Annotated in this window: 9 protein-coding genes and 2 CRISPR repeat arrays (1 of these 11 cut by a window edge); of the genes, 7 read left to right on the top strand and 2 right to left on the bottom strand. The window is 39.5% G+C overall.

Going from position 1 to position 25,744, the window contains the following annotated elements:
* Window positions 1-1,655: a CRISPR direct-repeat array (repeat unit 30 nt; unit sequence ATTTCAATTCCTCCTAGGTACGATTAGCAG); it reaches 98 nt to the left of the window's first position.
* Between the two features lie 323 nt (window positions 1,656-1,978).
* From JMN32_RS12115 to JMN32_RS12100, 4 genes are all read left to right on the top strand, one after another.
* Entirely contained in the window at window positions 1,979-3,076 is a 1,098-nt protein-coding gene (locus JMN32_RS12115; RefSeq protein ID WP_202856590.1) for an adenylate/guanylate cyclase domain-containing protein, read from the top strand.
* Window positions 3,077-3,379: 303 nt separating this feature from the next.
* Window positions 3,380-10,924 carry a LamG-like jellyroll fold domain-containing protein gene (locus tag JMN32_RS12110; protein WP_202856589.1) on the top strand — a complete coding sequence of 2,515 codons (7,545 nt, stop codon included), beginning with the start codon at window positions 3,380-3,382 and terminating at the stop codon, window positions 10,922-10,924.
* A 123-nt stretch (window positions 10,925-11,047) separates the two neighbouring features.
* Window positions 11,048-13,036: a histidine kinase dimerization/phosphoacceptor domain -containing protein gene (locus JMN32_RS12105; protein WP_202856588.1), complete on the top strand. Its 1,989-nt coding sequence runs from the start codon at window positions 11,048-11,050 to the stop codon at window positions 13,034-13,036.
* Window positions 13,033-13,737 (top strand): LytR/AlgR family response regulator transcription factor, encoded by a 705-nt coding sequence (locus JMN32_RS12100; RefSeq protein ID WP_202856587.1) that lies wholly within the window; start codon window positions 13,033-13,035, stop codon window positions 13,735-13,737. The genes JMN32_RS12105 and JMN32_RS12100 overlap by 4 nt, the downstream gene beginning before the upstream one ends.
* 49 nt (window positions 13,738-13,786) lie before the next feature.
* Here the strand turns inward: JMN32_RS12100 and JMN32_RS12095 are convergent, their stop codons facing one another.
* Window positions 13,787-16,411 carry a DUF4132 domain-containing protein gene (locus JMN32_RS12095; protein ID WP_202856586.1) on the bottom strand — a complete coding sequence of 875 codons (2,625 nt, stop codon included), beginning with the start codon at window positions 16,409-16,411 and terminating at the stop codon, window positions 13,787-13,789.
* Window positions 16,412-16,415: 4 nt separating this feature from the next.
* Window positions 16,416-16,808, bottom strand: a complete 393-nt coding sequence (locus tag JMN32_RS12090) for a hypothetical protein (protein ID WP_202856585.1) — start codon at window positions 16,806-16,808, stop codon at window positions 16,416-16,418.
* A gap of 274 nt (window positions 16,809-17,082) precedes the next feature.
* On the opposite strand from JMN32_RS12090, the gene JMN32_RS12085 reads away from it, so the two are divergent.
* From JMN32_RS12085 to JMN32_RS12075, 3 genes are all read left to right on the top strand, one after another.
* Window positions 17,083-17,298, top strand: a complete 216-nt coding sequence (locus JMN32_RS12085) for a hypothetical protein (RefSeq protein ID WP_202856584.1) — start codon at window positions 17,083-17,085, stop codon at window positions 17,296-17,298.
* Window positions 17,299-17,722: 424 nt separating this feature from the next.
* A CRISPR array of direct repeats spans window positions 17,723-19,200; the repeat unit is 30 nt; unit sequence ATTTCAATTCCTCCTAGGTACGATTAGCAG.
* Window positions 19,201-19,890: 690 nt separating this feature from the next.
* Window positions 19,891-20,523 carry a response regulator gene (locus tag JMN32_RS12080; RefSeq protein WP_202856583.1) on the top strand — a complete coding sequence of 211 codons (633 nt, stop codon included), beginning with the start codon at window positions 19,891-19,893 and terminating at the stop codon, window positions 20,521-20,523.
* Window positions 20,524-20,525: 2 nt separating this feature from the next.
* On the top strand, window positions 20,526-25,715 hold the full coding sequence (locus tag JMN32_RS12075; protein WP_202856582.1) for a PAS domain S-box protein: 5,190 nt from the start codon (window positions 20,526-20,528) through the stop codon (window positions 25,713-25,715).
* Window positions 25,716-25,744 lie beyond the last annotated feature (29 nt).

The following is a 25,744-nucleotide window of genomic DNA, read 5'->3' as shown; positions in this document are numbered from 1 at the left end:
TTATGCTTTATTACTTTTTACTCATATTCCCAGCTGAAATTTCAATTCCTCCTAGGTACGATTAGCAGTACCCACTGTTTGTTTAATTTATTTTCGTATATTATTTCAATTCCTCCTAGGTACGATTAGCAGTTTTCCAGCTTCTCAATTGCCATGACCAAAAGGTCAAATTTCAATTCCTCCTAGGTACGATTAGCAGCAAAAAGCGGTCGAGAAAGTTGCAACCGAAGACCCGCATTTCAATTCCTCCTAGGTACGATTAGCAGATTTTGTGGATCGGTTAAGCATTACATTCATTATCCTATTTCAATTCCTCCTAGGTACGATTAGCAGCATCGGCAGGCAGCGCATGCAGCTCCTTCTGATAAATTTCAATTCCTCCTAGGTACGATTAGCAGCGCTTTGCTTCAATGCGATTACAGGACCTTTAATACAATTTCAATTCCTCCTAGGTACGATTAGCAGGGCATTAAGCACTCAAGGAAACTTAACCCTATCGAGGATTTCAATTCCTCCTAGGTACGATTAGCAGAGGCCAGTATATCTTCCCCTATACCTTCGGTATTATCAATTTCAATTCCTCCTAGGTACGATTAGCAGCAGCACTCAACTAAACATATATCAATGCTACGTGCTACATTTCAATTCCTCCTAGGTACGATTAGCAGAACTTGGCCTAATACTTCTGGCCCTGCTCCTTCAATATTTCAATTCCTCCTAGGTACGATTAGCAGCTTCTTTAGCTCCGGAAAGAATATCGCGGATGGAATTTCAATTCCTCCTAGGTACGATTAGCAGTATACAAGATAATCTTTTGGCTATTATAGACGGTTGATTTCAATTCCTCCTAGGTACGATTAGCAGTATTATTTTTTTTGCAGTTGTAACATTATTCTCACATAATTTCAATTCCTCCTAGGTACGATTAGCAGTACAGATTTTTATCGACAATGATGAGTCTATCGAAATTTCAATTCCTCCTAGGTACGATTAGCAGCCCCTCTGCAACTGGTGCGGCATTTCTTGTCACCGATTTCAATTCCTCCTAGGTACGATTAGCAGTAGGGTTAGGAAATTTTACCTTTTTCATTGCCCAATTTCAATTCCTCCTAGGTACGATTAGCAGCTTATGATCAAAAACAATCGTGTTAGCATCCCAAAAGAATTTCAATTCCTCCTAGGTACGATTAGCAGCTAATTTTTCAGCCTCCAGAGCTGCTATTAAAGATATTTCAATTCCTCCTAGGTACGATTAGCAGTAGTTAGAGCTGATAGCAAACTTTGGCACCTGCTCGAATTTCAATTCCTCCTAGGTACGATTAGCAGACTTGTATCTTGTCGCCAACAAAAGCAGTGATATTATTTCAATTCCTCCTAGGTACGATTAGCAGTTGTATACCCTTTACCATGTTGGTTGAGTATAATATATTTCAATTCCTCCTAGGTACGATTAGCAGATGGAGAAATTTAAAATAAGATGTTCGGCAATATCAATTTCAATTCCTCCTAGGTACGATTAGCAGAGAAAATGAATAACGTAGCAGCATTACTTTCAGGCCTATTTCAATTCCTCCTAGGTACGATTAGCAGAACCTACCTCAAGCTTAGCCAGGTGCACGAAGCACATTTCAATTCCTCCTAGGTACGATTAGCAGCCGATGGGCATATGAGTAAAATTCACCTTAATTTCGAAATAAAGCAACTTATCCTATCAAATATTTAAGCTCAAAAGTCGTCCTCCCTAGATCATATAATTTACCCCTGGGTTCGACGACTCACGTAAATACTTGATTTTCAGAATTTAAAACCATTACCACAACCACACTGCATGTATTAAACAAAGGACTTCACAAAGGTAGACGACAAAAAACTATCTGGATTAACCCTCAACGTGAAGTGAAACAAACCACCTCTATTTTCCAAAACCACAAATTATCAGTAAGTTCGACCTCGATTAATTCACTTTGGCTTTAAGCTTATGTCTTTATCTCCTCAAACTAAAAGGACTATCAGCCGTATTGTTCCATTCGGGCTTATCTGGTTACTTTTAGGTTGGACATTTTTGTTCGTGGAATATGCTGCGATCGGTCGTCAGAATAATTACTCCCCAACAGCAGCCATACAGATGAGCTCTGATATATTTGCTTTTGCCAGCCTGGTCGTTTTAGGGGTCGGCCTTTTTATTGGCGTAGTTGAAGTGGTGTTACTTAAAAAGGTTTTCTCTAATGAGAGCTTTGCCATAAAGATTCTCTATAAACTTCTCGTCTACACGCTTTTTCTGTTTATGGTTATTCTGGTGGCTTTCCCTATTGCTGTCAGTATGCAGCTACATACTCATGTATTTGATCCTTTGATCTGGCAGAGGTTTTATGACTACCTAACCAGTCTTGGAAATGTCAGTACCAGCGTGCAGATGGCTGTATCACTGCTCATTTCACTTTTCTACGCAGAGATCAGCGAGAATATCGGACAAAAAATACTCTTTAACTTTTTTACTGGTAAATACCATAAGCCTTTGGAAGAGAAGCGGGTGTTTATGTTTCTCGACATGAAATCCTCAACAGCCATAGCAGAACAGCTTGGACACATTATGTACTTTGAATTGCTCAAAAAATATTATGACGATCTCTCCGATGCCATTTTGAAAAACCACGGAGAGGTATATCAGTATATAGGTGATGAAATTGTGATTTCATGGCCTTTTGAGAAAGGCATTAAAAACAACCACTGTATCCATTGCTTTCTTGCCATGAAAGCTGACCTGAAGAAAAAATCTTCATGGTATTTAAAAAAATTTGGTGTCACCCCGACCTTTAAGGCCGGGCTACATTGTGGCAAGGTAACAACTGGAGAGATCGGAGCACTCAAAAAAGAAATTATCTTTACCGGAGATGTGCTGAATACAACATCCAGGATACAAGGCCTCTGCAACACCTACCATGTTGATATTATCATTTCAAAAGAACTAGTCAATGAACTCGCCCCTGACACAAAGTTTATGTTCTACCCGATAGGCACGCAGGAACTCCGGGGCAGGGCCAAGGCTATGGAGCTTTTTACACTGAAGAGCAGTTAGTATTTCACCTCAAGTCCTGAACACACCCTTCAGGTACCGGATCAATAGTATCGCTCTCGGCTTCCTTTGGAGAATATTCACCCCAAACGGCTGGGTAACCATTGATGAGGTTACTCCCATATCACCTGAGTCCTATTTCCTTAGGGCTAACTTAAAGTGCATCAATACTTCACAAAAAACCACCCATACTTCACAATTTTTGTGAAACGCCCTTTAAAAGAACCAGATTCATAGCCCCTTTTCATGTACTGCGCTTGATGCATGAAAATTCGGATTAGTGTTAAATCAACAAATCAACAACCTATGAAAATCAGAAACGAAGAACGTACCTTCAGTAATGTTAAAACCATTACACATCAGGGCTACACCTTTGCCTTCGCCTCATCGCCTACAAAACGGTCAGGCGATGACAATAAGTATGATGAAGTATTCTGGTGTGTGCTAGATCCTTCAGTGGGTGCTGAAGTAGCAGAAGACATCGACTCCGCCGACCTCTCTATAGATGATGGCTGGACAGAACTAATTTCTTTAGACTGTGCTACACAAATTCGTGTACCGGGCATGAATTTGCTCACCCGGGATATCCCCGGTGTAGATGCTAATGGGAACCCCAATACTTCAGCATCACTCACACAGGCCAACCCCTTCGTGATTGTATCTGATGGAGATTACATTTATTTATTCAGGACTACATCATTAAACTCGGATATCCCTCCTTCATCAGGAGAAGAAACTTCAGATAATCTCTTTCCTGTCGGTTTATTGGTAGACCGATTTATTTTCCAGCAGCAAAACATGACGTTGACTCATGCTACAGAAACCCGCTATATCCGTAGTGAAAACGCAGATATTCCTGCTTCCGATAAGGATAGTTTAGGAAGCCAATCCATGGATGGAGAACCCTTTCCGGAACCGGCCCATTTGCTCCCTCTCAGTATAGAACTTTCAAATAAAGATTGCTTTGATGTGGTTAAAGTTTCTGTCGACAAGAAATTTGTATGGCACATTTTTACTGCTCCGGGCGCCTTATTAACCTATTCTATTCCGGGATCATTTCAGGTACCTTTCGATATGTCACAACTGGACGGTTTTGACCTTAACACTAATGGAACCAGGTACCCTTTGTTAGAACCTTCTGCAAAGTATCAATTGCCTGCCAACGCAAGTAACATATCCGCAGCAGTTTATTATCGCCAGGAACCAGCGCAAACAAAAGATGGAGACTCCATCAGCATGTTGACTAATGCGGGTATTTTAGTCTGCTTCAGTCAGCACAATTCACCTTTTGGAGTATTAGACCTTGACCTGGGCTTAAACGGAAGGCTTGCCGGTTCACCCACCGAAACATGGATGGAAAGTGACTTAGCTTCAATAGCTTTAAGCCCTGACAACGCCCCCTTCTATGGCACTGCCCTGGAACTAAACGGACGCAGTAACTACATAAGTCTGCCATCTCAAAGTTCAAATCAGGTTGCTCCTGATGGTGGTATTACCATTGAAGCCTGGGTTATGGCTTATGAAGACCCCGAACAAGATCAATATCTTGTTGAACTGGAAACAGACGATGATAAAAGTTTTGGGATAAAAATAGATAAGGAATTCAACCTGAGTCTATTTGCCTATTTAGGTACTCTGGTAGAATGTCCGACGGATTCACCTCCATTATTACCCAATATTTGGACACACCTATCCATGACTGTAGCATCAAATGGCTACATAAGTTTATATATAAATGGAAGAGCAGCTTTTCAAAACTTCTATGGTCAAAGATTAAGTTATCAAACCCTATGTTGTTCGATCGGGAAAAGCGATAAAATAACCGATTCGTTCTTCAAAGGTGCTGTAAGCGAAATCCGTCTATGGAACACAGAACTCTCTCAGGAGGAACTGATCGAAAATCAAAATATAGATGTATCCGGTCATAACAATATCAAATTAATTTATCAACTGGACGAAGGTCAGGGAAATACTTTAACCAATAGTGTTGACAACGCATCAGATGAAAATGCAGTGACAGGTGGCCGTTGGATAAGGGCAGCATCACCTGCCCAAATAAGTATGCCCATGCTCGTAAGAGATGCCGGCATGCTAAGTATCCGAGGCACGTTACTCCCTGACATTGACAATAATGGCCCTGCTTCATTATTGCCCAGTGCAGATGGTTTGGTTCGTATGGCTTACCGGCGAAATGATGATCTCTGGGGTTCTTTGCATTATGACACCCGCACACAAAGGGTAAAAACAATCCTTTCCTGGAAAAACCCGGAAGAAACAAAAAATACCGCCAAACTGCTGTTTACAGCACTCTCTGCGGGTACTGATTTTAATAAATGCCAGGTAGAGATTGCAGAAGATTCAAATAACGAAGGTCGCTTAGTCATCACTATGACAGAAAATCAAACCGTTGACTTTGGTACCAATGGCTCCGGTTTATGTGAAACATGGACAAACCTTCCTGCCAAACTTTCGGACATCGTGGATATTGTTAACGGCCGAATGCCAGATTCAGCAGAAGAGCCTAATGCACCTGCAAAATATGACTATGCAAGCCATGTGACACGTACTGATGATGGAGAAACCCTAGAGGAAATTAACCTGCCTGATCGCTTAAGGCCACATGCTTCACTACTATTTGCTGCCAGTGGTATTCACCAGCTAGATGAGGACCTGGATCAATTTGTGCCTGACGACCTGACCGACATAAAATATACCTATATGGCAGGTGTGGACCCTCGATGGGTATTAGACCCCATTCCGGCTGCAGTTCAAAATGCAATGTTTGAGCTTGCCGAAAGTGAAAAACTTAAACTCAGCGGGGACGTAACGGTAGAAGCCTGGGCCATTAGCCAATCCCATAGCGAAACCAATACTATTCTTTATCAAGGCTACGGTACCCCTTATGTTTTTGGCCTAACTGAGCATAACCTATTATACGCAGCCAAAAATGAGGGAGACGATACCGTAATAGCCATCTCTAAAATGCCAATTCCTGATACATCAACCTGGACACACCTGGCCGCTGCCTATCATTCCAGTTGGGGTCTCCATTTGCATGATGAAGCATATATAAAGTGTGGTGAACTACAACGTCAGCCGGGCAAAGCCATTACTGTTGAGGCCTGGGTTTGCCCTGATGAGCCGAGCTCAGATAAAGAAAAGCCTCAACCAATCATATCTCAATGGGCAGATACCAAAGATGACCAAAGGTTCATGCTGGCGCTTGACGATGAGGGAAAGCCCATGTTTTCGATCCATGACAGCCAGGGTGAAGAATATACTGCTATAGGATCCAGTGCCCTCAATGCCGGAGAATGGACTCACCTGAGCGGCGTTTACCAGGCAGCAGGAGCACAAAATATGCTTTATTTCACCGACTCCATTAATGCATATGCTGAAGTATTGCAAAATGAAGGTCTGTCGGATGCAATGACTGTTGAAATGTGGGTTCGCCCCGAAAACAAATCCCAGAGTAGTGATTTATCCACCCTAATATCTTGCGGGCGTGAAGATGGTCAACACTCTTTATTTTCACTTGCCTTACAAAATGATGGAGAGTTGCAGGTTCGTATTTATATTCCTCAAGCTGGCGCTTTAAGGACATTTAACACAGGTATAGCAATACCTTTTGCAGAAAATATAGACGATGCAAACGCCGATACCCATATCGCTTTAGTAATCAACTGGCTAAGTGCTTCCCAACTAAATTATGCAGTATATATCAACGGGGTTTCTCAATTAAATGAGATTGAAACGTTATCTAATTACCAAAAGCCCTCTGCTATGCCTGCATCCGGCTGGCTACTAGCCGCAGCGCTGGATAATAGTGGTTCTGGAATTCAAAAACACTATCAGGGTGGCATGAGAGAAGTAAGACTTTGGTCCATGGCTCGCACACAGCAACAAATCATCGATCACTTGAACGCTCCGGTTTCAACAGCCGAGGCTGGATTACGCGGTTACTGGAAGCTAGACTCACCACCTAGTGCAACAGATTTTGGAGAGGATTTTAGCATTCAGCCTCGTATTACCAACGCCGTTAATTCCGTAAGTGTTGAAGTACAGGGAGATGCTTATTTCTATGCTGCATCTATTGAGCCTTCATTAGCACTATATATCAATAATGCTAATCCAATTAGCTCAGAAATTGACTCAAGTAAAGTACCTGCCGAACTAGCTGATAGCGACGCAACGCCTTACATAGGTAAAACGGACGAAAACGATTCTGGCATACTGTCGGGCATTGTTGATGACATCCGTATATGGACAACTGCACGGCTTCCTGAACAGCTTACCTACTACCAAAAAAGAGCCATTGACAACCCTTCAGAACACGTTGACCTCGCCGCTTACTGGAGTTTTGATGAAGGCAAGGGGCAGGAAGTACGTGATGAAACAGGTGGCAACCCGGGAAAAATTATGGGCGTCAAGAATATTGATAGTGTAGATGAGGGTGACCCTTTTTGGGTGCCAACCCCAATCACATCCTACTGGACTTTGTTTATTGATGGTGCCAAAGTAGAAATGCTTAATACGGGGACCGTAAATATGGTTACTGAATCCTGGTTAGGGTCACCCAACGGAGGTAATTTTTATAATGGTTATTTGGCAGAAGTAAGGGTATGGGACATTGAGAGAAAACAAAGAGAGCTCAGGAGTACCATGCAACACACCTTACGCGGAGATGAAGAAGGGTTGGTTGCCTATTGGCCATGCAGTGACAATCAAGGGGTGACAACTGGTAGCTCCATAGCCTTGACTGACCTAACCTCTAACCCTTGTGATGCCAGGCTTTCATCTCATTCAGGAAACACTTATGTTCCCAATCAAATCTGGCCGGGTGAAACCTCTGACCTTCAGTATCCGCCTCCTGTATCCGATGATGTGCAATATGCTATCAACATCAGCAATGGCGTTACCACGCAGGAAGCAGCAAATATGCCGCTCAGTGCTCCTCCTGCTATTGCCGAACTTAGTGCAGGCGCCGGACGCGTACATATTGGTATCAAGTCTGACGGTACCTCTTGGTTGTTGGACACCGACCAGGAACCAGACGCCACGGAATTGGTTTATTTGGGACAAATACAGACCGATGCACAGATCATTGGTTTCATTGAAGGAGCTCCACCTTTACCTAGTGAAAATTTAGGTATCGAACAAGCCAGTAATCCTGACAAGTATTTGGGGGCGTCAAGCATTTCCTTAGAACAGGGTGATGAGGTGGTTTATAATGGAATCAGTACCCTAAAGGGAGGCGCATCTTTCTCAGGAACAATAACTTCCGGAGCAGAAGGCGATGCCAATATAGGTATTTCGTTTCCCGTAAAAGCCAATATTATTACGGGTGATTTTACAGGAACAGGAGGCTTTACACTAAACATGAGCGTTGGTGGGCAATTGGTAGCCAGTGGTCGCATTTCTCACAATACACAAACCAGCAGTGACATTATCGTGGATGGGGCCTTTGAACAGAACCTATATAATCTGGGAAGTTTTCCTGCTGACCAGCTTGGAGTACAACCTAAGCGTATCTACAGGCCAAATAATATGGGGGCCGCAATTGTCAAATCATTGGTGGCTGATTATTACGCTGTCCGCTCAAAACGTACCGGGGCCACTTTAGGCTACTTACCCGTAGTAGATTCGAATATTCCGCCAGACACTAATGTCATTATGTTTAAGCTTAACCCCAATTATGTAAAAAATGGTTCTCTTGATGGTAGCATCGGCTTTGACAAGGATATTAATTATAAAGACCTCGGCGTTTCAGAAAAAGGAAGTTACTATAAGGTGCAGGAAGCGTATAGCACAAAAGAAAAAATCAGGCGCCAGCAAGCTGAATATGCAAACTATTTTTCCAGCTTAATAGCTGCAACCCCTAATGCGCTAAGATCGAAAGAAAGTTGGTTAAAAGAAGTTGCCAACAGAAGCATAGCTAATACCTATGTGTGGACAGCAGATGGAGGCTTATTCAGCGAAGAGATTTCAGAAGGAGCTACCAGAAGAGAGGCTGTTGGTCTTAATTTCAAGGGCAAACTTTCCTATAATTTAGAAGGGGAATTTGAATTTTTAATTGGAATGGGATGGAATTTTGGAGGCGAAGGTGATTTTAAATTAGGGTTAAGTGGTACATTGGAAGGCCTGCATACCAGCGCCCACAGAGACACTGCTTCCTTTAATCTCCAGTCCAAAGTAGATGGTGAAGGCTTTCTGGGCAAGCAGGCAATCCCTATCGAAAATATAGCTGTTGATGGTTGGGGAAAACGTCCGCTAACACCTGGAGATTTTAGTTATCTTAGTCCTACAGATTCGTTGACCTCCGCTTTGATCGATGCCGGGGTAGTAACTAAAATCCGCGTTCGATATCAACCTGAAGAGTATACCACTAACTATACCATCTACCAGGATGCAAATGACAATTGGATTTTAGAAGATACAGCAGGCATATTTAGTGTAGTGATCAACGGCAATGAGGCTAACTTTACTCCACTCGTTGAAACCGGGCAGTACCCAATCAATTACCAGGCAGCCCCATGCCCGGGTAAGGTGCTGGGGTACCGCTTCATGAGTTTCTACCTGGATCCTGACAAGGAAAATTTTGACGCCTTGGCCAAAACGAGTCACCCTGACAAACAGATTATTGATAAGGATTGGCTCGATAATCCGGATGATCCCAATGCCATTGCTTTGAAAGATGCACTAACCAGACCTAATGATGTTTGGCGGGTATTTCATAGAGTAACCTATGTAAATCGTGTACCACCGGAAGAAAATGCTGAAGATGCGGATAACATAAAACATGTTACTATACCTAACCAGAATCAAAGGCCGGATGACATCAGCGTTGCCCGTAACAGTATTATTATTAAGGTTCTTTTGGGCTATGAACAACAGGTTCGTGATGAGTTGCCATCCATTCAACATGCCGGTTTTCCCCCAAGCATCCAGATTATCGATGAGAATATAGCCGTGCTGGTAGAGTCTATGAGTTTACCAAATTTGCAGGCCCAAAAATTAGCCAATCAATTACATAATTATATGGCTGCCTATATTGCTCCGGATCAGAAAGATGGCCTTTTCCGCTTAAAAATTCAGGCTGAAGACTGCACGGAGTCAATGGGAATAGTTATTCATTATGAAACTCCCGGAATTGTATATGCCGGCAACATAGCAGATGGTGACTGGCTGCAATATGATTACATAAATATTCCGGCTAATGGCTACTATAATCTTGAATTTAGAGTTGCTGGCAATGATAGCACCTGCTCAGGTAAAATGAAGCTTCAAACCAACAATGGCAATACAGATTTAGCTACTATCGACATACCTTATACGGGAGATTGGCAAAACTGGACCACTGTTTCCCAGTTGGTTTACCTGACTAAAGGCATGTGTAATATCCGCCTGTTGGCAGAATCAAGCCATGGCGAGTTTTTGAATATTGACTGGTGGAGAATTTCAGAGGCTCCCCTCCTAATTCAGGCCGAAAATTACTCGGACAAAAGCAGTCGAATAACCCAAGAGACTTGCTCTGATTATGGAGGTGGTGTTGATGTAGGGTCATTGTATTCTGATGAATGGTTAAAATATGACCAAATAAATATCCCTAATACCTGTACTTATAAAATAGAGTACAGAGTAGCTTCTCCATATGATGGTCAAAAGCTTTCACTAGCTGTTAACGGTACAACAAAGGAACTTGACATACCTAACACTGGAGATTGGCAAAACTGGCAAACCATCTCACACTATATAGAGTTGGAAGCAGGGACAGAAGAATTCACTATTACTTCTGCCGGAAATGGTGAGAGTTGGAATTTTAACTGGTGGCGTATAAAGGAAGTGGAGTAATGTAATACACTGGAATACAGGACGGAATGTTTCTTTCCTGTATTCCTATGTAAAAAACTGTACGTCCATGGCCTGTTTTATATAAACTTCCTCCAATTTTATACATGTTCTTCAGCCATTGATATGTTATTTCACTACCTCAGCAAATGCAGAGCGTTGTCCATCTACGCCATTACCCTTTTTATAGTTATAGTTAGTACCTCCTATTTACATGGGCGGACTTTTACACCTGACTCTCTTGCAAAAAACTTACCCGCGAGAATTAATTCAAGAAGTGAATTTGATGCTTTACAAAGCCTTAAAGCCCTGATTAAAGATGATATGGTCGATGGCATGTGCTTTTATGAGGATCTTTTACCTATTGTTAAAGAGGCTGAAGTATGGAGCAAATCAAAAGGGGAAATCGATGATGTGCTGTCGAATAAGCTCCTCAAGCTTCTATTGTTTGACAAACTGAAGCGGCAGGAGCAAACACTAAAGTTGGGCAATCAATTATTGGAATATGAAGAATATTATTCTCCTCATGATATTAACAGAATATCCGGCATACTGTATAACAATTACAGGCAGCTGGAGGCCTATAGTGAGATCATTGGGCTAATACCTCTTCTGGAAAAATATCAACACTTGGAAAATGGCTGGAGGCCAAAAGGTTTTACGACCGATTACGATATTGCTATGATCAATTACAAAAGTGAAAATTATGATCAGGCCGCCAATGGTTTTATCCGACAAATGAAAGTATTTGACTCTATTGGCAATCAACTTATGGTTTCAAGCATGAACAATAATGCCGGGCTTTGTTATTATCACCTTGGCAATTACACCAAAGCCATGGAATATTATAACAGCGCTCTCTCGGAGCTCAAAAAACCTAACCGGAAGGGTATTACGGAAAAATCCGATGAATACAAAAACTGCTTTAAAATGGTGATCAAAGGGAACATCGCTGATATTGATTTTGATCGTGGAGCATTCGAAAAAGCCCTGGCTGTGTATAAAGAAGAACGAAAGTCATGCTTTGTAAGCGGAGAGTATCCCATCAAAACAGCAGTGCTTTTTAAGCTGGCACAAACTTACATGGCGCTCAACAAGCCTTTACTAGCCGAGTTGTATGTTGACAGTGCCCTGGCCAGCATCAACTCCTACGTACATACTGATACAAAGATTGAAAGCTATCAATTAAAAGGGAAAATTTTACTATTAGAAGGCGAAACAAAGCGATCGATGCTATATTTTGATAAAGCGGATCAGCTGGAAGACTCCATAAGGCGCCTTCAGGTGGAACGCGACAATATGGTAGCCAAAGTAAGCTACGAAAGTAAAAAAAAAGATAGGGACCTTCTGCAAATGAAAGAAGCGCTGTTGATAAAGGAAAAAGTAGCGATGCAGCAGTGGTTCGTTTTAGTTTTTTTGCTTCTGGTCTTTACGATAACAGGTTACCTGTACTTCAAATCAAGAAAAGATAAAAACACTATCGAGCATCAAAGAAAAAGTTTGCAAGCATCAGTAAGAGAGAAGGAATTGCTGTTAAAAGAGGTTCATCACAGGGTAAAGAATAATCTGCAAGTAATTTCCGGCCTCTTAAGGATACAGTCAAGAAAAATCAAAAGCAAGGAGATGCTTAAGCTATTGGATGACTCTCAAAATTACATAAGCAGCATAGCCTCGGTTCATGAAATGTTATACCAGCAAGAGGACGGTTCAACCGTGCAGATGGAAAAATACCTGAATAAACTATCTGAAAGGATTTTTGATAACTCCGAAGCAAATGACATCACCGTTATTGTCTCCGCATCTCATGTTTACCTATCTATAAATAAGGCTATCCCCATTGGCTTGATGACTAGTGAATTACTCACCAATGCTATGAAATATGCTTTTAAAGGGCATAAAGGAAGTATAAAGTTGAGTATGGTGCAGAATAAAACAAAACAGTATGTATTTAAATATAGCGACAATGGGCAGGGACTACCTGACAATTTTGAAAAGAACCTGACCAAAACCATGGGCTTTCGCCTGATTTACATGCTGGCTGAAGAAATGGAGGGTAGTCTTGAAATAAAGGGAGAAGACGGGGTAACTGTAACCGTTCAATTTTCAGATGAATGATGGAAAAAGTATATGTAGTAGAAGATATGGCTGTAGCCCGCGCGGCGCTAATACAATCTTTAGAAGATAACAACTATGATATTGCAGGAAGCGCTGCAAGTGCAGAAAAGGCCTGGAGTGAAATAAAAAGTAAAGAAATCGACATTGTGCTGGTAGACATCAACCTAACCGGTGAGCATGACGGGATTTGGCTCGCACAAAAAATCCGGTCAGACTGCAACATGCCGCTAATATTCCTTACCGCTTATGGTGATAAAAGCACACTGGATCAACTAAAAACGCTACATCCCAATGGGTATCTGATGAAGCCTTATAATGAGCCCACATTAATAACCACGATTTCAATTGCACTTCGCTCATTTTATAATCCTGAACCGTCAAAGCCTGCTAAGGATCATTCCATTTTTATAAAAAATCGAGGTTTACAAGTAAAACTGGAAGTGGCCAAAATTCAATATATTAAGTCAGATAGCAACTATATAGACATATACTCTGAAGAGGGCAGATATACCATCAGAGAAAAACTGGAGTCCTTCCTGGAATTGCTGCATTGCGCCAGCATCGTCAGGGTACATCAGCGGTACGCCATCAATGCAAGCTACATCAAAGCTATTTCTAACACTACAGTTTTTCTGCCTCCGGTTAGGATACCTGTTTCTAAAAAGTATCGCAAAAACCTATTGTCCCTATTAGATCATTAAAGCACTATATTATAAAAATGCTCCGCCTGCTATAGTTTTGGAACTTCTATCACCTTTTCAACTGGCTTAAAATGGTGGGGTCTTCGATCTTATCATCATCGGCCAGAAGAAAGGCTTTACTGATAATCAGGGAAAGCCCACGGTCACCTTCAAATGGAAGGAAGACATTCTTCGTTTCCGCTTTTGAGCCGGATGCGGGCACAATACACAGGTACTGATTATTAGGCTCCATTAAAATATTAGTACTTCCAATGTGTATCTTATACTCTCGCACCTTACCCTTTATTCTCAAAAACTTACCGTCTATTTTCGCTACATTTTTAATTTTCAGCCTTGGAACGATCTTCTCCAGCACCTGTTTTCTCGTTTTAGCCATTTCATTCAGGTCACCAAACGAATACTGTTGCCAGTAGTCACCATATTGCCTCACACGTTCGCCGCCGGAATCCTGCCAGGCTGGGTCATTGCCTACACTAGCCACCCCCACAAATAAGTCTGCATCCCGCATCACTTCTGACAAAACGATTTTTGGCACTTCGATTAAATCTTTTGTACGGCCATCGTCATCCACAAACTTTACCTGGTCGGTCGCCACGTAGTCCCAAATTCCGGCATCATTGAAAGACCCATCCATGTATACTTCATTAATCCAATACTCTGCCTTCAGTCCCCAGGTGGGTAAAGACAAGGTGGCTATTTCATTATCACGCCCATCATCATAGGCTCCCATTAACTGATACTTCCAGTTCCTGATCCCTGCCAGTGAGTTAAACTGGTGCTGTTTGAGCAAATGAGCAGCCATACGGTTGCTGTAAGATTTAGTGTTGACTTCCGCATCGGTAAGCAAATAGATCTCCCTATAGGCCTGCTTGACGGGTTGTTGCCATCGGAGCTCTTCTAACCTGTTCCTCCATTGAAGTACAGTCTCGGTAGAATCAAAAATAGGATGCCATAAAGAAACCTTTGTTTCTTTCGATATAGGAACTTCTTCACCCGAGATGTTTTGCCACCTGCCGTCTATGAAGATAGCGCTTTGAGGCTCAGCACCATTCTTAATGACCCATATCAGCTTCCTTGCAATGAATGATACCAGCCCATGGTTGAGGTAATACTTTTCAAAGTGCTCATAATCCCACACCCGGTCGAGAATAAACGAACGGTCAATCCGGTCTCGCTGTGCTGTAGTATACTTCTGAATGTTTTTGGCCTCACTTTTGGCTTTGGTAAGTCGTTGCTTCAGTTTTGCTGATTGCTTCACAAAAGCCGGAACAGATTTCTGCTCTTTTCTGTCCGGTTTTAGCCAGGTCAGCGTTGTTTTTCCTACTCCGGTTATTTCAACAACAAGCTTGTAATCATCAAACTCAATTTCTTTTTTGCCGTCTGACAATCCAAAATCAGGGATAGAAATTTCTTCTATTTCTTCTGCAGTGATACCAAGTTTAGATGATGCCTCATCGAGATACTTTTGTATAAGTTTTTTAGTATTGTTTTGAGTGACTTTCAGTTTTAACCTCGATAACTGGCTCACCCCTGTCAGGCCTTTACTGTGAGCTAATACATAGATAGCAGCATTGCCAACGCTTGCTGCTGCCGGCCCTACTCCCGGAATCTTTTTAAAGGCGCGATCAGTCAGATCACCCAACAACGACAGCGTTTTACTATCATGAAACTGAACCAGCGACCACACCATTCCTTTCAGGATCACAGCATTTTTCTCTTCCAGAAAGGTCCAGGAAGAATAGGTGTACTCTCTTCCATCATTATAACGGTGGGTATGAGTTGTCTCCTCGGGTTTCAGTTGCGCCACAAAATTGACACACTCTGTGGCAAATAACTTGAATTTATGGTTCCCAATATCAGTAACAATTGCCTTGCTGGTGGTCAGGTATTTTTTGGTGGGCTTTCCTCCGGTAGCTGTCAAGGCGTGGTAGAAAAACTGGTACCAGTATTGAGCCTCCTTTTCATCCATAGCCCCAACTTTCTGGTTCACAAAAGGTCCGAATTTATCCTGCTCATTCAGGTGGTAAGGAGGGGCTACTAGTTTGGAGTCACTATTTTCAAAAAGGATAGTTTCGAGTTTTGTTTTGGCCTTCTGTACATCTGACCCCCAATAACTTCGTTGGCTGTCAAAGTGCGACCATTTCAACACGTCTTCGAGGTAAGTTCTAAGCGACTCTGACAGTCCATTGGCTTTGATATGCTTCTCTATCTGGGTAATAGCTAAACCAATCGGCCATTGAGTAAAGGTAAAGTAATTGGTAGTGTTCTTTTTGAAAAGAACCATTAACCTGATCAGGTGATCCTCTGAAAAAGCAATTTTTGTTCTGAGAAGTGCGCCAAGTATATGTATCCTCAGGCCATTGATATGGCGCCTTTCTTCAAGCTTCTTCCAGTTGTCACCCCCTCTTGTAGATTTAACCTCCTCGATAATAACCTCCGGAAGGCTTAAGATCAGTTTTATTTTAAACTCATCACTGCTGCTTTTGATTTTATCATAAGTAGCGCAATTCGTTAATTTTAGAGAGCCATAAAAACTCCGATTATGCTCCTTGGCTTCTTGAAACAAATCCCTGATCATGGGTTCAAATCCATCAGGGTCATTTTTAGATTCTATTGCCGTTTCACTCTGTAAAGAAACCTTCTTCGAGATTTTGTTAAACCAGTTTTTAAGCATTTCCTCAACCTCCTACTAATGGTGTCAACTTCAAAAAGCTAATGGAAGTATTTTCATTCACAAGTACTTCCTGCTCCAGGTCTTCGCACTGCTCATCATCTACTAAAATGAAAAATCCGTTAGCTTGGAAAGCTTCCAAAGCAATGTAAACCTGCTTTTCAGCATCTACTTTCTTCCGCTTTTTCATTTTGTAGCCATTCAGCGTCTGCTCTGAATCAGAAGGTTTTACCAAGCCATTATAGTATTCAGGAAGCCTGTCGTTATAGGCATTTACCTCTGCTGTAACCCGAGAAGCAATCAGATCCTTAATTTTTATGCTTTCGCGGTCAATCTGGATTTTTATTTCATTGAGAATGTCACCTCCAATGGTTTCATCTTTGATAGTAATCAAATGCATATAGGAAAGATTAAAAAAGACAAATTAAAAGCCATCAATATTCTGAATGCCTAATTAATAAGAATACACCATTAATTGCAACTAAGGCAAACTATACTTTAGCCATTCACTCCAATTCCCCGATCAATTTATTTCAATGGTCAATAATGATTTATATTAAAAACGGCACAAAAACTATATTATAAGCTCCAACAGACAACAGGAGTCAACAAACCAGACTACTTTTAACAAAAAAAGTTATTCTTGGCATTTCTAACTATTTTGAGCTTATCGTATGAAAAAAATTAACCTGCATGACAAAAGATTTATTGCCATTGAAAACAACAAAGGTCTCTCTTCAAATGAAACCATATTTCATTACAAACAATCTGGTGAGGTAATTACCGGAACCTACAAAGGAGGGGCTATTGTTGAAGGTTCAATCGTTGGAAAGCAAACAGGTGTAGACCGTATTGAACTACTTTTTCAATGCCGGACAGTCGCAAGGTAAAATCACCATAGAACAAAACGGCAGGATCGGACTCAGGTTTGACTGGAATTGGTTAAACGGAGACAAAACAGGTGGGAAGTCAGAATATATTGAAATAGATTAGCAATCAGCCTTAGTAACTGTAAACACATTAAGTATAATTTAAAGTCAAATGCACGTGAACTAAGTCCCATCACCACTCCTTCGGCAATAGCTTGGTTTCAATTCCTTCTAGGTACGATTAGCAGAGCCACATTGCTAACAAACCATTCATCACGCCAAAAAACATTTCAATTCCTCCTAGGTACAATCACTAAATTCTCCCTCGAGGGAGATGCCAAAGGCAGAGGGTGTATCCCTACAAACCCATTTACTCGTACCCGCTGCCATGCCGCACTACCCCTCGTGAACCAAGCCGCATTATCCTACCCACGGGCTAAAGCTTGGTTTCAATTCCTCCTAGGTACGATTAGCAGTAAAGCCTGGCTTCAGGTAAGGGTGTGCCCCGTCATATTTCAATTCCTCCTAGGTACGATTAGCAGTTAGATCAGACATATGTTGATTGTCTTGCGTATAAATTTCAATTCCTCCTAGGTACGATTAGCAGTTGATTTGACTTTCTCGATCATCATCATTCTATCTTTATTTCAATTCCTCCTAGGTACGATTAGCAGTCCGGAAATGATGCATTATGATTTTTACTTTTGTTCTATTTCAATTCCTCCTAGGTACGATTAGCAGCTGTAAGGCTTTCTGAGTCAGCTATAAGCTACGTGAATTTCAATTCCTCCTAGGTACGATTAGCAGATTCACTATTTGTTGGGGCACCTGGAATGTCTCCCAATTTCAATTCCTCCTAGGTACGATTAGCAGAAACCGTAAAACCGTAGATATGGTGCTTTTCACGAAAATTTCAATTCCTCCTAGGTACGATTAGCAGTCCGGGGCATAAACTGAGTACAACGGGTGATTCTTATTTCAATTCCTCCTAGGTACGATTAGCAGAAGTGCTGGAATATATCCCAAATAGTCACTACCCCCTATTTCAATTCCTCCTAGGTACGATTAGCAGTCAATCTCCATCCATTGCTGGTAAGTTACTGCCTTATTTCAATTCCTCCTAGGTACGATTAGCAGTTTCAAATGTTTGGCAAAGAAGTCCCATATAACGGTATTTCAATTCCTCCTAGGTACGATTAGCAGGAAACTGAAAAAGGAGCTGCCTTTGCAACAGATTCTATTTCAATTCCTCCTAGGTACGATTAGCAGTTGGGGGCCTCGGCTTTTAATCCTCCTTTGGCCTATTTCAATTCCTCCTAGGTACGATTAGCAGAACTTATCATTCATTCTGTAAGTCCTGTCATGAATATTTCAATTCCTCCTAGGTACGATTAGCAGGGAAATAACTCCAATCGAACAAAGCATTATAGATCAATTTCAATTCCTCCTAGGTACGATTAGCAGTTCTAGGCCCGTTTTATCGGGCTTGCAGTCCCAAGATTTCAATTCCTCCTAGGTACGATTAGCAGTAGGGTTTCGTTAGCGTATTCCATAGTTTTTTATGTTATTTCAATTCCTCCTAGGTACGATTAGCAGCTGATCAACAAGATTGTATTAGGTCGGATTACTTATTTCAATTCCTCCTAGGTACGATTAGCAGCCTCGATATCCGGAATGGACGTTTCCGCCTCAGCAAAATTTCAATTCCTCCTAGGTACGATTAGCAGCAAACCTTTCTCAAAAATGGATTATGAAGAGCTAGATTTCAATTCCTCCTAGGTACGATTAGCAGTCTTCTACTTTTGTTAATTCACCAGGGGCACTCCAATTTCAATTCCTCCTAGGTACGATTAGCAGAAACCAAGGCGACCAAGCCAAAACCGTTTGAAGGGCATTTCAATTCCTCCTAGGTACGATTAGCAGCCGTGATAGGCAATGGTAAAAATCATCCTTATTTTGAAATAAATCAACTTATCAAAGCATTAATTTACCATCAAAAGTCGTCTACCCCAGATCATATAATTTTATCCGGGTATCGACGACTTGATTAAGTCACTGATCATCAACACAAAAAGCAAATACCCTTCCCTTTACTAAAGAGGTTTACCTGAAAAATCAATGTGTTCGACGCGTGTATGGCTATCTGACATGCAGATTATGTTTAATAAGTGCTGAATAGAAAAGTTTGAGAAACACAAACGTGGATTAATGCAGAGAAACATCAGCTAGGCACTACTCGGCTACACAAAAGTAGGTAACAAGGTTTTTATAATAAAAAGGACCCTAAAAATACCTCACCGACCTCGAAAAAACGCCTTTAGCTAAAGTGACAAGTAGTTTACAGCTAGTGCAAACAAGATGACTATTAAGTATTTATACGTAATGGTATTGTTCTTTTATTCTTTTACTTTTCCCTCAATACAATAAAGTGTAATAATGTATTTATTTTATAGTGGCAAAAGTTTCTTGACCTAATCGACCCAAATAGACATAACCTTCGTGTTTAGTTTTGGACAAACTTGGTCGGGATGCAACGCTCTATATTTTCTAATTATAACAAGTTAATAATCAGAGTTTTTTCATAACTTGTGTATAAAATAGTAATTATCAGGTATGATAAAAATTGTAATAATTGATGACCACAAATTATTTCGAATTGCAATTTCAAGCATTATAAAACAGGAGGAGGATATGTCTCTGATAGCTGAATACTCAGATCCTGATGATGCATTGAAGAATTGTGAGACTGATAACCCAGACTTATATTTAATTGACATATCATTAGGAGAAAAAAGTGGGTTGCAACTGGTTAACAGTTTTAGAAGAAAGCGTAAAGACATCAAACTCATCATGCTTAGCATGCATAAAGAGGAATTCTATCTAATAAAATCTATTGAATATGATGTTGATGGCTATATCCATAAAGATGTTGACCCTGATGACCTTGTGTATGGAATAAGAAAAGTAATGAAAGGTAACAAGCATTATTCTTCTGAAGTATCATCCATACTAATTAATAACGTTTTCTCTAAGGTGAATGATTTTGGGTCAATTCCTTCTTTATCTAACCGTGAGAAGGAAATTATCAAATATATAAGTGAGGGAAAATCAAGTAAGGAAATCGCAAATAACCTCGCGCTTAGCAAAAGAACAGTGGAAACTCACAGAAGCAGAATTTTAAATCGATTTGGAATTAAAAACACTGCTGAGCTGGTAAAGATTGCTATTGAAAACAAAATTATTTGAACTTGGAAAAATCAATTAACCATGGAGAATTACAGCACGAGCCAGGCACCAGATTCTTAAGGCAATTAAATCAATTAATTCAGAAAAGTAACGACTCAAGTAGTCTCAAAAAATCGGTTATCACATTTATGAAGGATGAGCTTAAATCTCATCCAAAATTAATTTTCACAAATGGTGATGGTGTTAATAACGTTGTAGAAAATAATACATATCACAAAGGTCTTAAGAAGCCTAAATTAATTACGCGAAACAATAAAACTGAAGCAGATTTCGTAGGCTTATTTAAATCCAAATTAATAAGTACCTATTGGGTTTTTCCAGTGCTTCACAATAAATACAAAGGCCATCTTTATTTAGGCTTTTCAAATTCAAAGCAACTACCTGTTCCAGCTACTTACGTTGAGTTGGCCTTAGATCAGGTCATACATTCTTATTCATTATTAGCTGAGAAAGAACAAACACAATCTCAGTATGAGTTATATGAATCGGTTTGCAATTGCTTATCAGACATCATTTTAGTACTCGACAAAAACCTTGTAATAAATGAAGTAAATAGGAACACATCCAATTACAAACAAGATCAACTTGTGGGTAAAAATTTACTTGACTTTCAACCAGATATTGAAGAAAAGAATAAGACAGTTAAGCATGTTGAGTACGTTTTTAAACATAAAAAGGAAACCAATTTTGACACAAAAATACTCTCTCCTGAAGGTTTAAAGCACTTTTCTATTCTTGGGAAACCCATTTTTGACTCAGATAGTGAGTTGATTGGTTGTCTAATACTAGCAAGGGATATTACCTCTGAGGCAATATCTCAAAGAGCACCTATTGCTACCGAAAAACTATATAGGGATATAGTTGAAAATGCTAACAGCTGTATTATTAAACTGAGAGCCGATGGCACAATAGGTTTTGCCAACAAATTTACCTATGAATATTTTGGGTTCAACGAAAATGAGTTGATAGGAAAACCGGTGATTGGAACTATTGTACCTGAATTTGATTCATTGGGTAATGACCTCTCTCAAATGGTAAATGATGTATTATCAGACCCTGAAGCATTTGGTATTTGTGAAAATGAAAATGTAAAAAAAGATGGTACACGTGTGTGGATGAGTTGGACCAATCACCCGTTTAATCAAAACGGTAATTTGATTGAAGTACTAAGCATTGGCAATGATATTACTCAGTTGAAAATAAAAGAGCATGAAATTCTAAAGCAATCACAATCCATTGATGATAGCCATTTATCCATTATCTGTGTTGACATGAATGGCATCATGACCTATGTAAATCACGGAGCTGTATTGATTAATGGGTATTCTCGTGAAGAGATGCTAGGGAATCACATAACTATGCTTTACCCTGATGATCAACATGAGCACCTGGCTAATGAGATAATGGGTAAACTTATCCAAAATGATTCGCATAGGACAGAAGCAATTGGTATTACCAAACAAGGTAATAGAATTAACCTTGATATATCATTGTCTCTTTTAAAGGATGAAAAGGGTATTCCCTATGGAATGATTGGCTATGCTGCTGACATTACCGAAAACAAAAAGGTAGAAAAAGAACTACATCAATTAGCTTTAATTGTTGAAAATGCTGAAGATATTATCGGGATTTCTGACTTGGACGGTAATATACAATTTGTAAATGATTATGCTCATCGCCTATTAGGCATGGGTGACGATTACCAACAAACACACATTCTTGATTACTTTGATGATGAGGGAAAGAAACAAATCAAAGAAACGATATCCCCTGCGATAGCTACAGAAGGAAGATGGGCTGGAGAAAGTAAGTTTAAGAACATTTCTACAGGAGAATTGATTGATGTACTCTTCGATATTTTTATAATCAATGATCCGCTTACAGGGAAACCTATGAAAATGGCTACTGTAAGTAAAAATATAAGTAATCTTAAAAATCAAAGGGATAAATTAGAAGCAAGTGAACTGGCATTAAAACAAGCTCAGGAAATTGGTAAAGTCGGTAGCTGGGAATTAGATATTGTTGAAAACAAATTATACTGGTCGGAACAAGTTTATAGACTTCTTGAACTTCCAATAAATTCAGGCCCTGCAAATTATGATGTTTTTTTGGGATTAGTTCATCCGGATGACCATGATGAAGTAAATGCTGCATTTTTAGATCATATTCATAACAATTCTGAATACAGTATTGTACATAGGGTAATTACAAAAAAGGGCAACCTTAAATATATACATGAACAATGCAAAACCACCAGAGATAAAAATGGTAATGCCTTAAGATCATTAGGTACTGCAACAGATATTACTGAATACAAAAATATCGAGCTTGAACTTGAAAAATACAGGTCTAATCTTGAGGCGTTAGTTAAAAAAAGAACAAAGGAACTTGAGGTTACAAATCAAAAGTTAAACGAAAGTCAACAAAAATACCGTTCATTGGTTCAAAGTACCTCAATGGGCATTGGAATAGCAAAGGGCAATAAAATATCATTTGCTAATCCCGCTTTGTTTAAAATGTTTGGTTATAGTTCATTGAAATCTTTTTTATCAAAATCCATTTTAGATCACGCAAGTGAAAATGGGAGAAGTATTCTACGAGAACGCTTAACAAAAGTAGAGCAAGGAAAGCCTTTGAACGAAACTTTCATCTGTGAATACTTAAAAGCGAATGGAAAGCCATTCAAATGTCAAGTCTCTGTTAAGGATATTATTTACGAAGGTGAAAAATGCCGGCATGCATCATTCGTAGATATAACGGAACTTAAAGAAACAGAGGAGAAATTGCGAGATAGCCAGTCTCTGTACAAATTATTAGCTGATAACGTCACTGATATAATTTGTATTTTTAATTCAAATTTTGAAAATATTTATGTGTCTCCCTCCATCACCCAAGTACTTGGTTATAGCTTGAGAGAGTTTAAAAATTTAGCATTTTTAGATTGTGTACATGATGATGATGCTCAACTGGTGAGGTCTGAATTAAGTAAAGCCATTGAACAACAAAATGAGATTCTTGTAATTGAGACAAGGTGTAAAACCAAAAAAGGCCAGTTTATTTGGCTTGAGCATTCACTTAAATTATCGTATGATATTGAAGGAAACTTCGAGCAGTTTATTTCTACTTCGCATAATACCCATGAAAGGGTGTTAGCACAGGAAAAGCTAAAAATATTAAACGCTGATCTTGTTAAATCCAACAATAAATTTAAAGACCTAACTCGCGAACTAACCTTGCGTATTGAGGAGGTTGATCAAAAAAATTCACTCATAAAACGCCAAAACAAACAGCTTGTTGTCTCTAAAACAGAGCTAGAGATATTAAACACCAAATTAAGCGTAAGAAACAATGCCATTAATGAAATAGCTATCTTGTCGGCGACAGATCATAAGGGAGACTTATTAGAGGTAAATCGGAAATTTGAAGAAATATCCGGGTATGATGAAGATGAAGTTATAGGGCAGTCGCATAGAATTGTTAATTCCGGGTACCACAGCAAAGAATTCTTCAAAGATATGTGGAATACCATAATTGCTGGAAAAATATGGCGGGGGGAAGTCAAGAACAAGGCTAAGGATGGGTCCTATTTTTGGTTATTGAAAACGATAGTACCTTTTAAAATCAATGGCTTAAGTGATAATTATTATTACTTCTCATTGAGCAGTGATATTACAAAATTAAAAGAACGGGAAGCTGAGTTAGAGGAATCGAAAAAAGAGACGGAAAAAGCTTCTCGGATAAAGGAGGATTTTCTCTCTATAATGAGCCATGAAATCAGAACCCCTTTGAACTCAGTAATTGGATTAAGTGAAATACTGTTAAATAAAAATCCAAAGAAAAGTCAGCTAAAAATGTTAAAAACATTGAAGTTGTCGGCTGACAATTTGATGAGATTGATTACAGATATACTTGATTTCACAAAGATTCAGGCAGATAAAGTTGAAATTATTAAACAGCCCTTTAACCTGCATGATCTCCTGCTAGAAGCCAAAAACACTTTTGCAATATTGGCTAATGAAAAGGGGGTTTTGTTAAGGCTATTTCTTTGTACGGACTTGCCCAAGTACGTCAATGGTGACGTTACCCGGTTAAAGCAAATAATAAATAACCTGGTACTGAATGCCATCAAATTTACTGATTCTGGTGAGGTAACAATACAAGCAAGAATGGTTAAGTTATCCAAGTCAATAGCTAATATTCGCTTCACCATAAAGGATACAGGAATAGGAATTAATGAGAGTGATAAAAAAATAATATTTGAATTATTTGAACAGAGCAAAATGAATATTAGCCATCAGAAAGGTGGAACTGGTCTTGGTCTCGCTATTGTCAAAAAATTGGTGGGTCTTTTTGATGGTAAAATTGACGTAGAAAGTGAAGTTGGTCAGGGGTCTAGTTTCCATGTTGAAATTCCGTTGGAGTTAACGATACTTGATGAAGCTAATCAAAGTGCACCAATATCTAAAAGGCTTTCTTTAAGAAATGAATTTAATGGAAAGAGAATTCTTTACATTGAAGATGTTTATACTAATCAATTTCTAGTTCAAACCTTTCTTGAGGATTTAAATATTGTGTGTGACATAGCCAATAATGGTGAAGAAGCAATTAATAAATTATCAAAAAGAAAGTATGATTTAATTTTGATGGATGTTCAAATGCCAGGAATGGATGGATATGAAACTTCTATGTTAATAAGAAGAGGATCAGATGAATTAAAAAATATACCCATTATTGCTTTTACCGCAGATATCAGTGAAATGGCTAAAAATAAAATTGTGGAATCTGGCATGAATGATATCATAACAAAACCCATGAATTCCCAGCATCTTTTAGATTTGCTAGATAAATATCTCAATAGAGTTGAGTCGCACAGAAACTTACCATTTAATTTTCAATATTACGAGCGGGCTTTTCAAGCTGAGCCTCTCAAATTAAAAGAGTTTAAAGATATACTTAAACAAGATTTGAAGATATTCAATGCCAACATTAAGAAGTATAGTGATGAAGGTGATTTAGTTAATGTTAAAAGAGAAATGCATAAAATTAGCCCAATAATCAGCCAATTACAGCACGCCAAGCTATTAACAATATTTAATGAATGTCAATCACTTGAAAAAATTAATAGTAGGTTTAAGAGTAATATTAAGATTATTCAACTCAAAATTAATGATTTACTATACTTAATAGATTAGTAAAAACCTGCCCCATTTTAACGTAGAAA

The sequence above is a fragment of the Fulvivirga marina genome (genome assembly GCF_016775155.1).
GTDB lineage: Bacteria > Bacteroidota > Bacteroidia > Cytophagales > Cyclobacteriaceae > Fulvivirga > Fulvivirga marina.
This window is presented reverse-complemented; position numbering and strand designations above follow the sequence as displayed.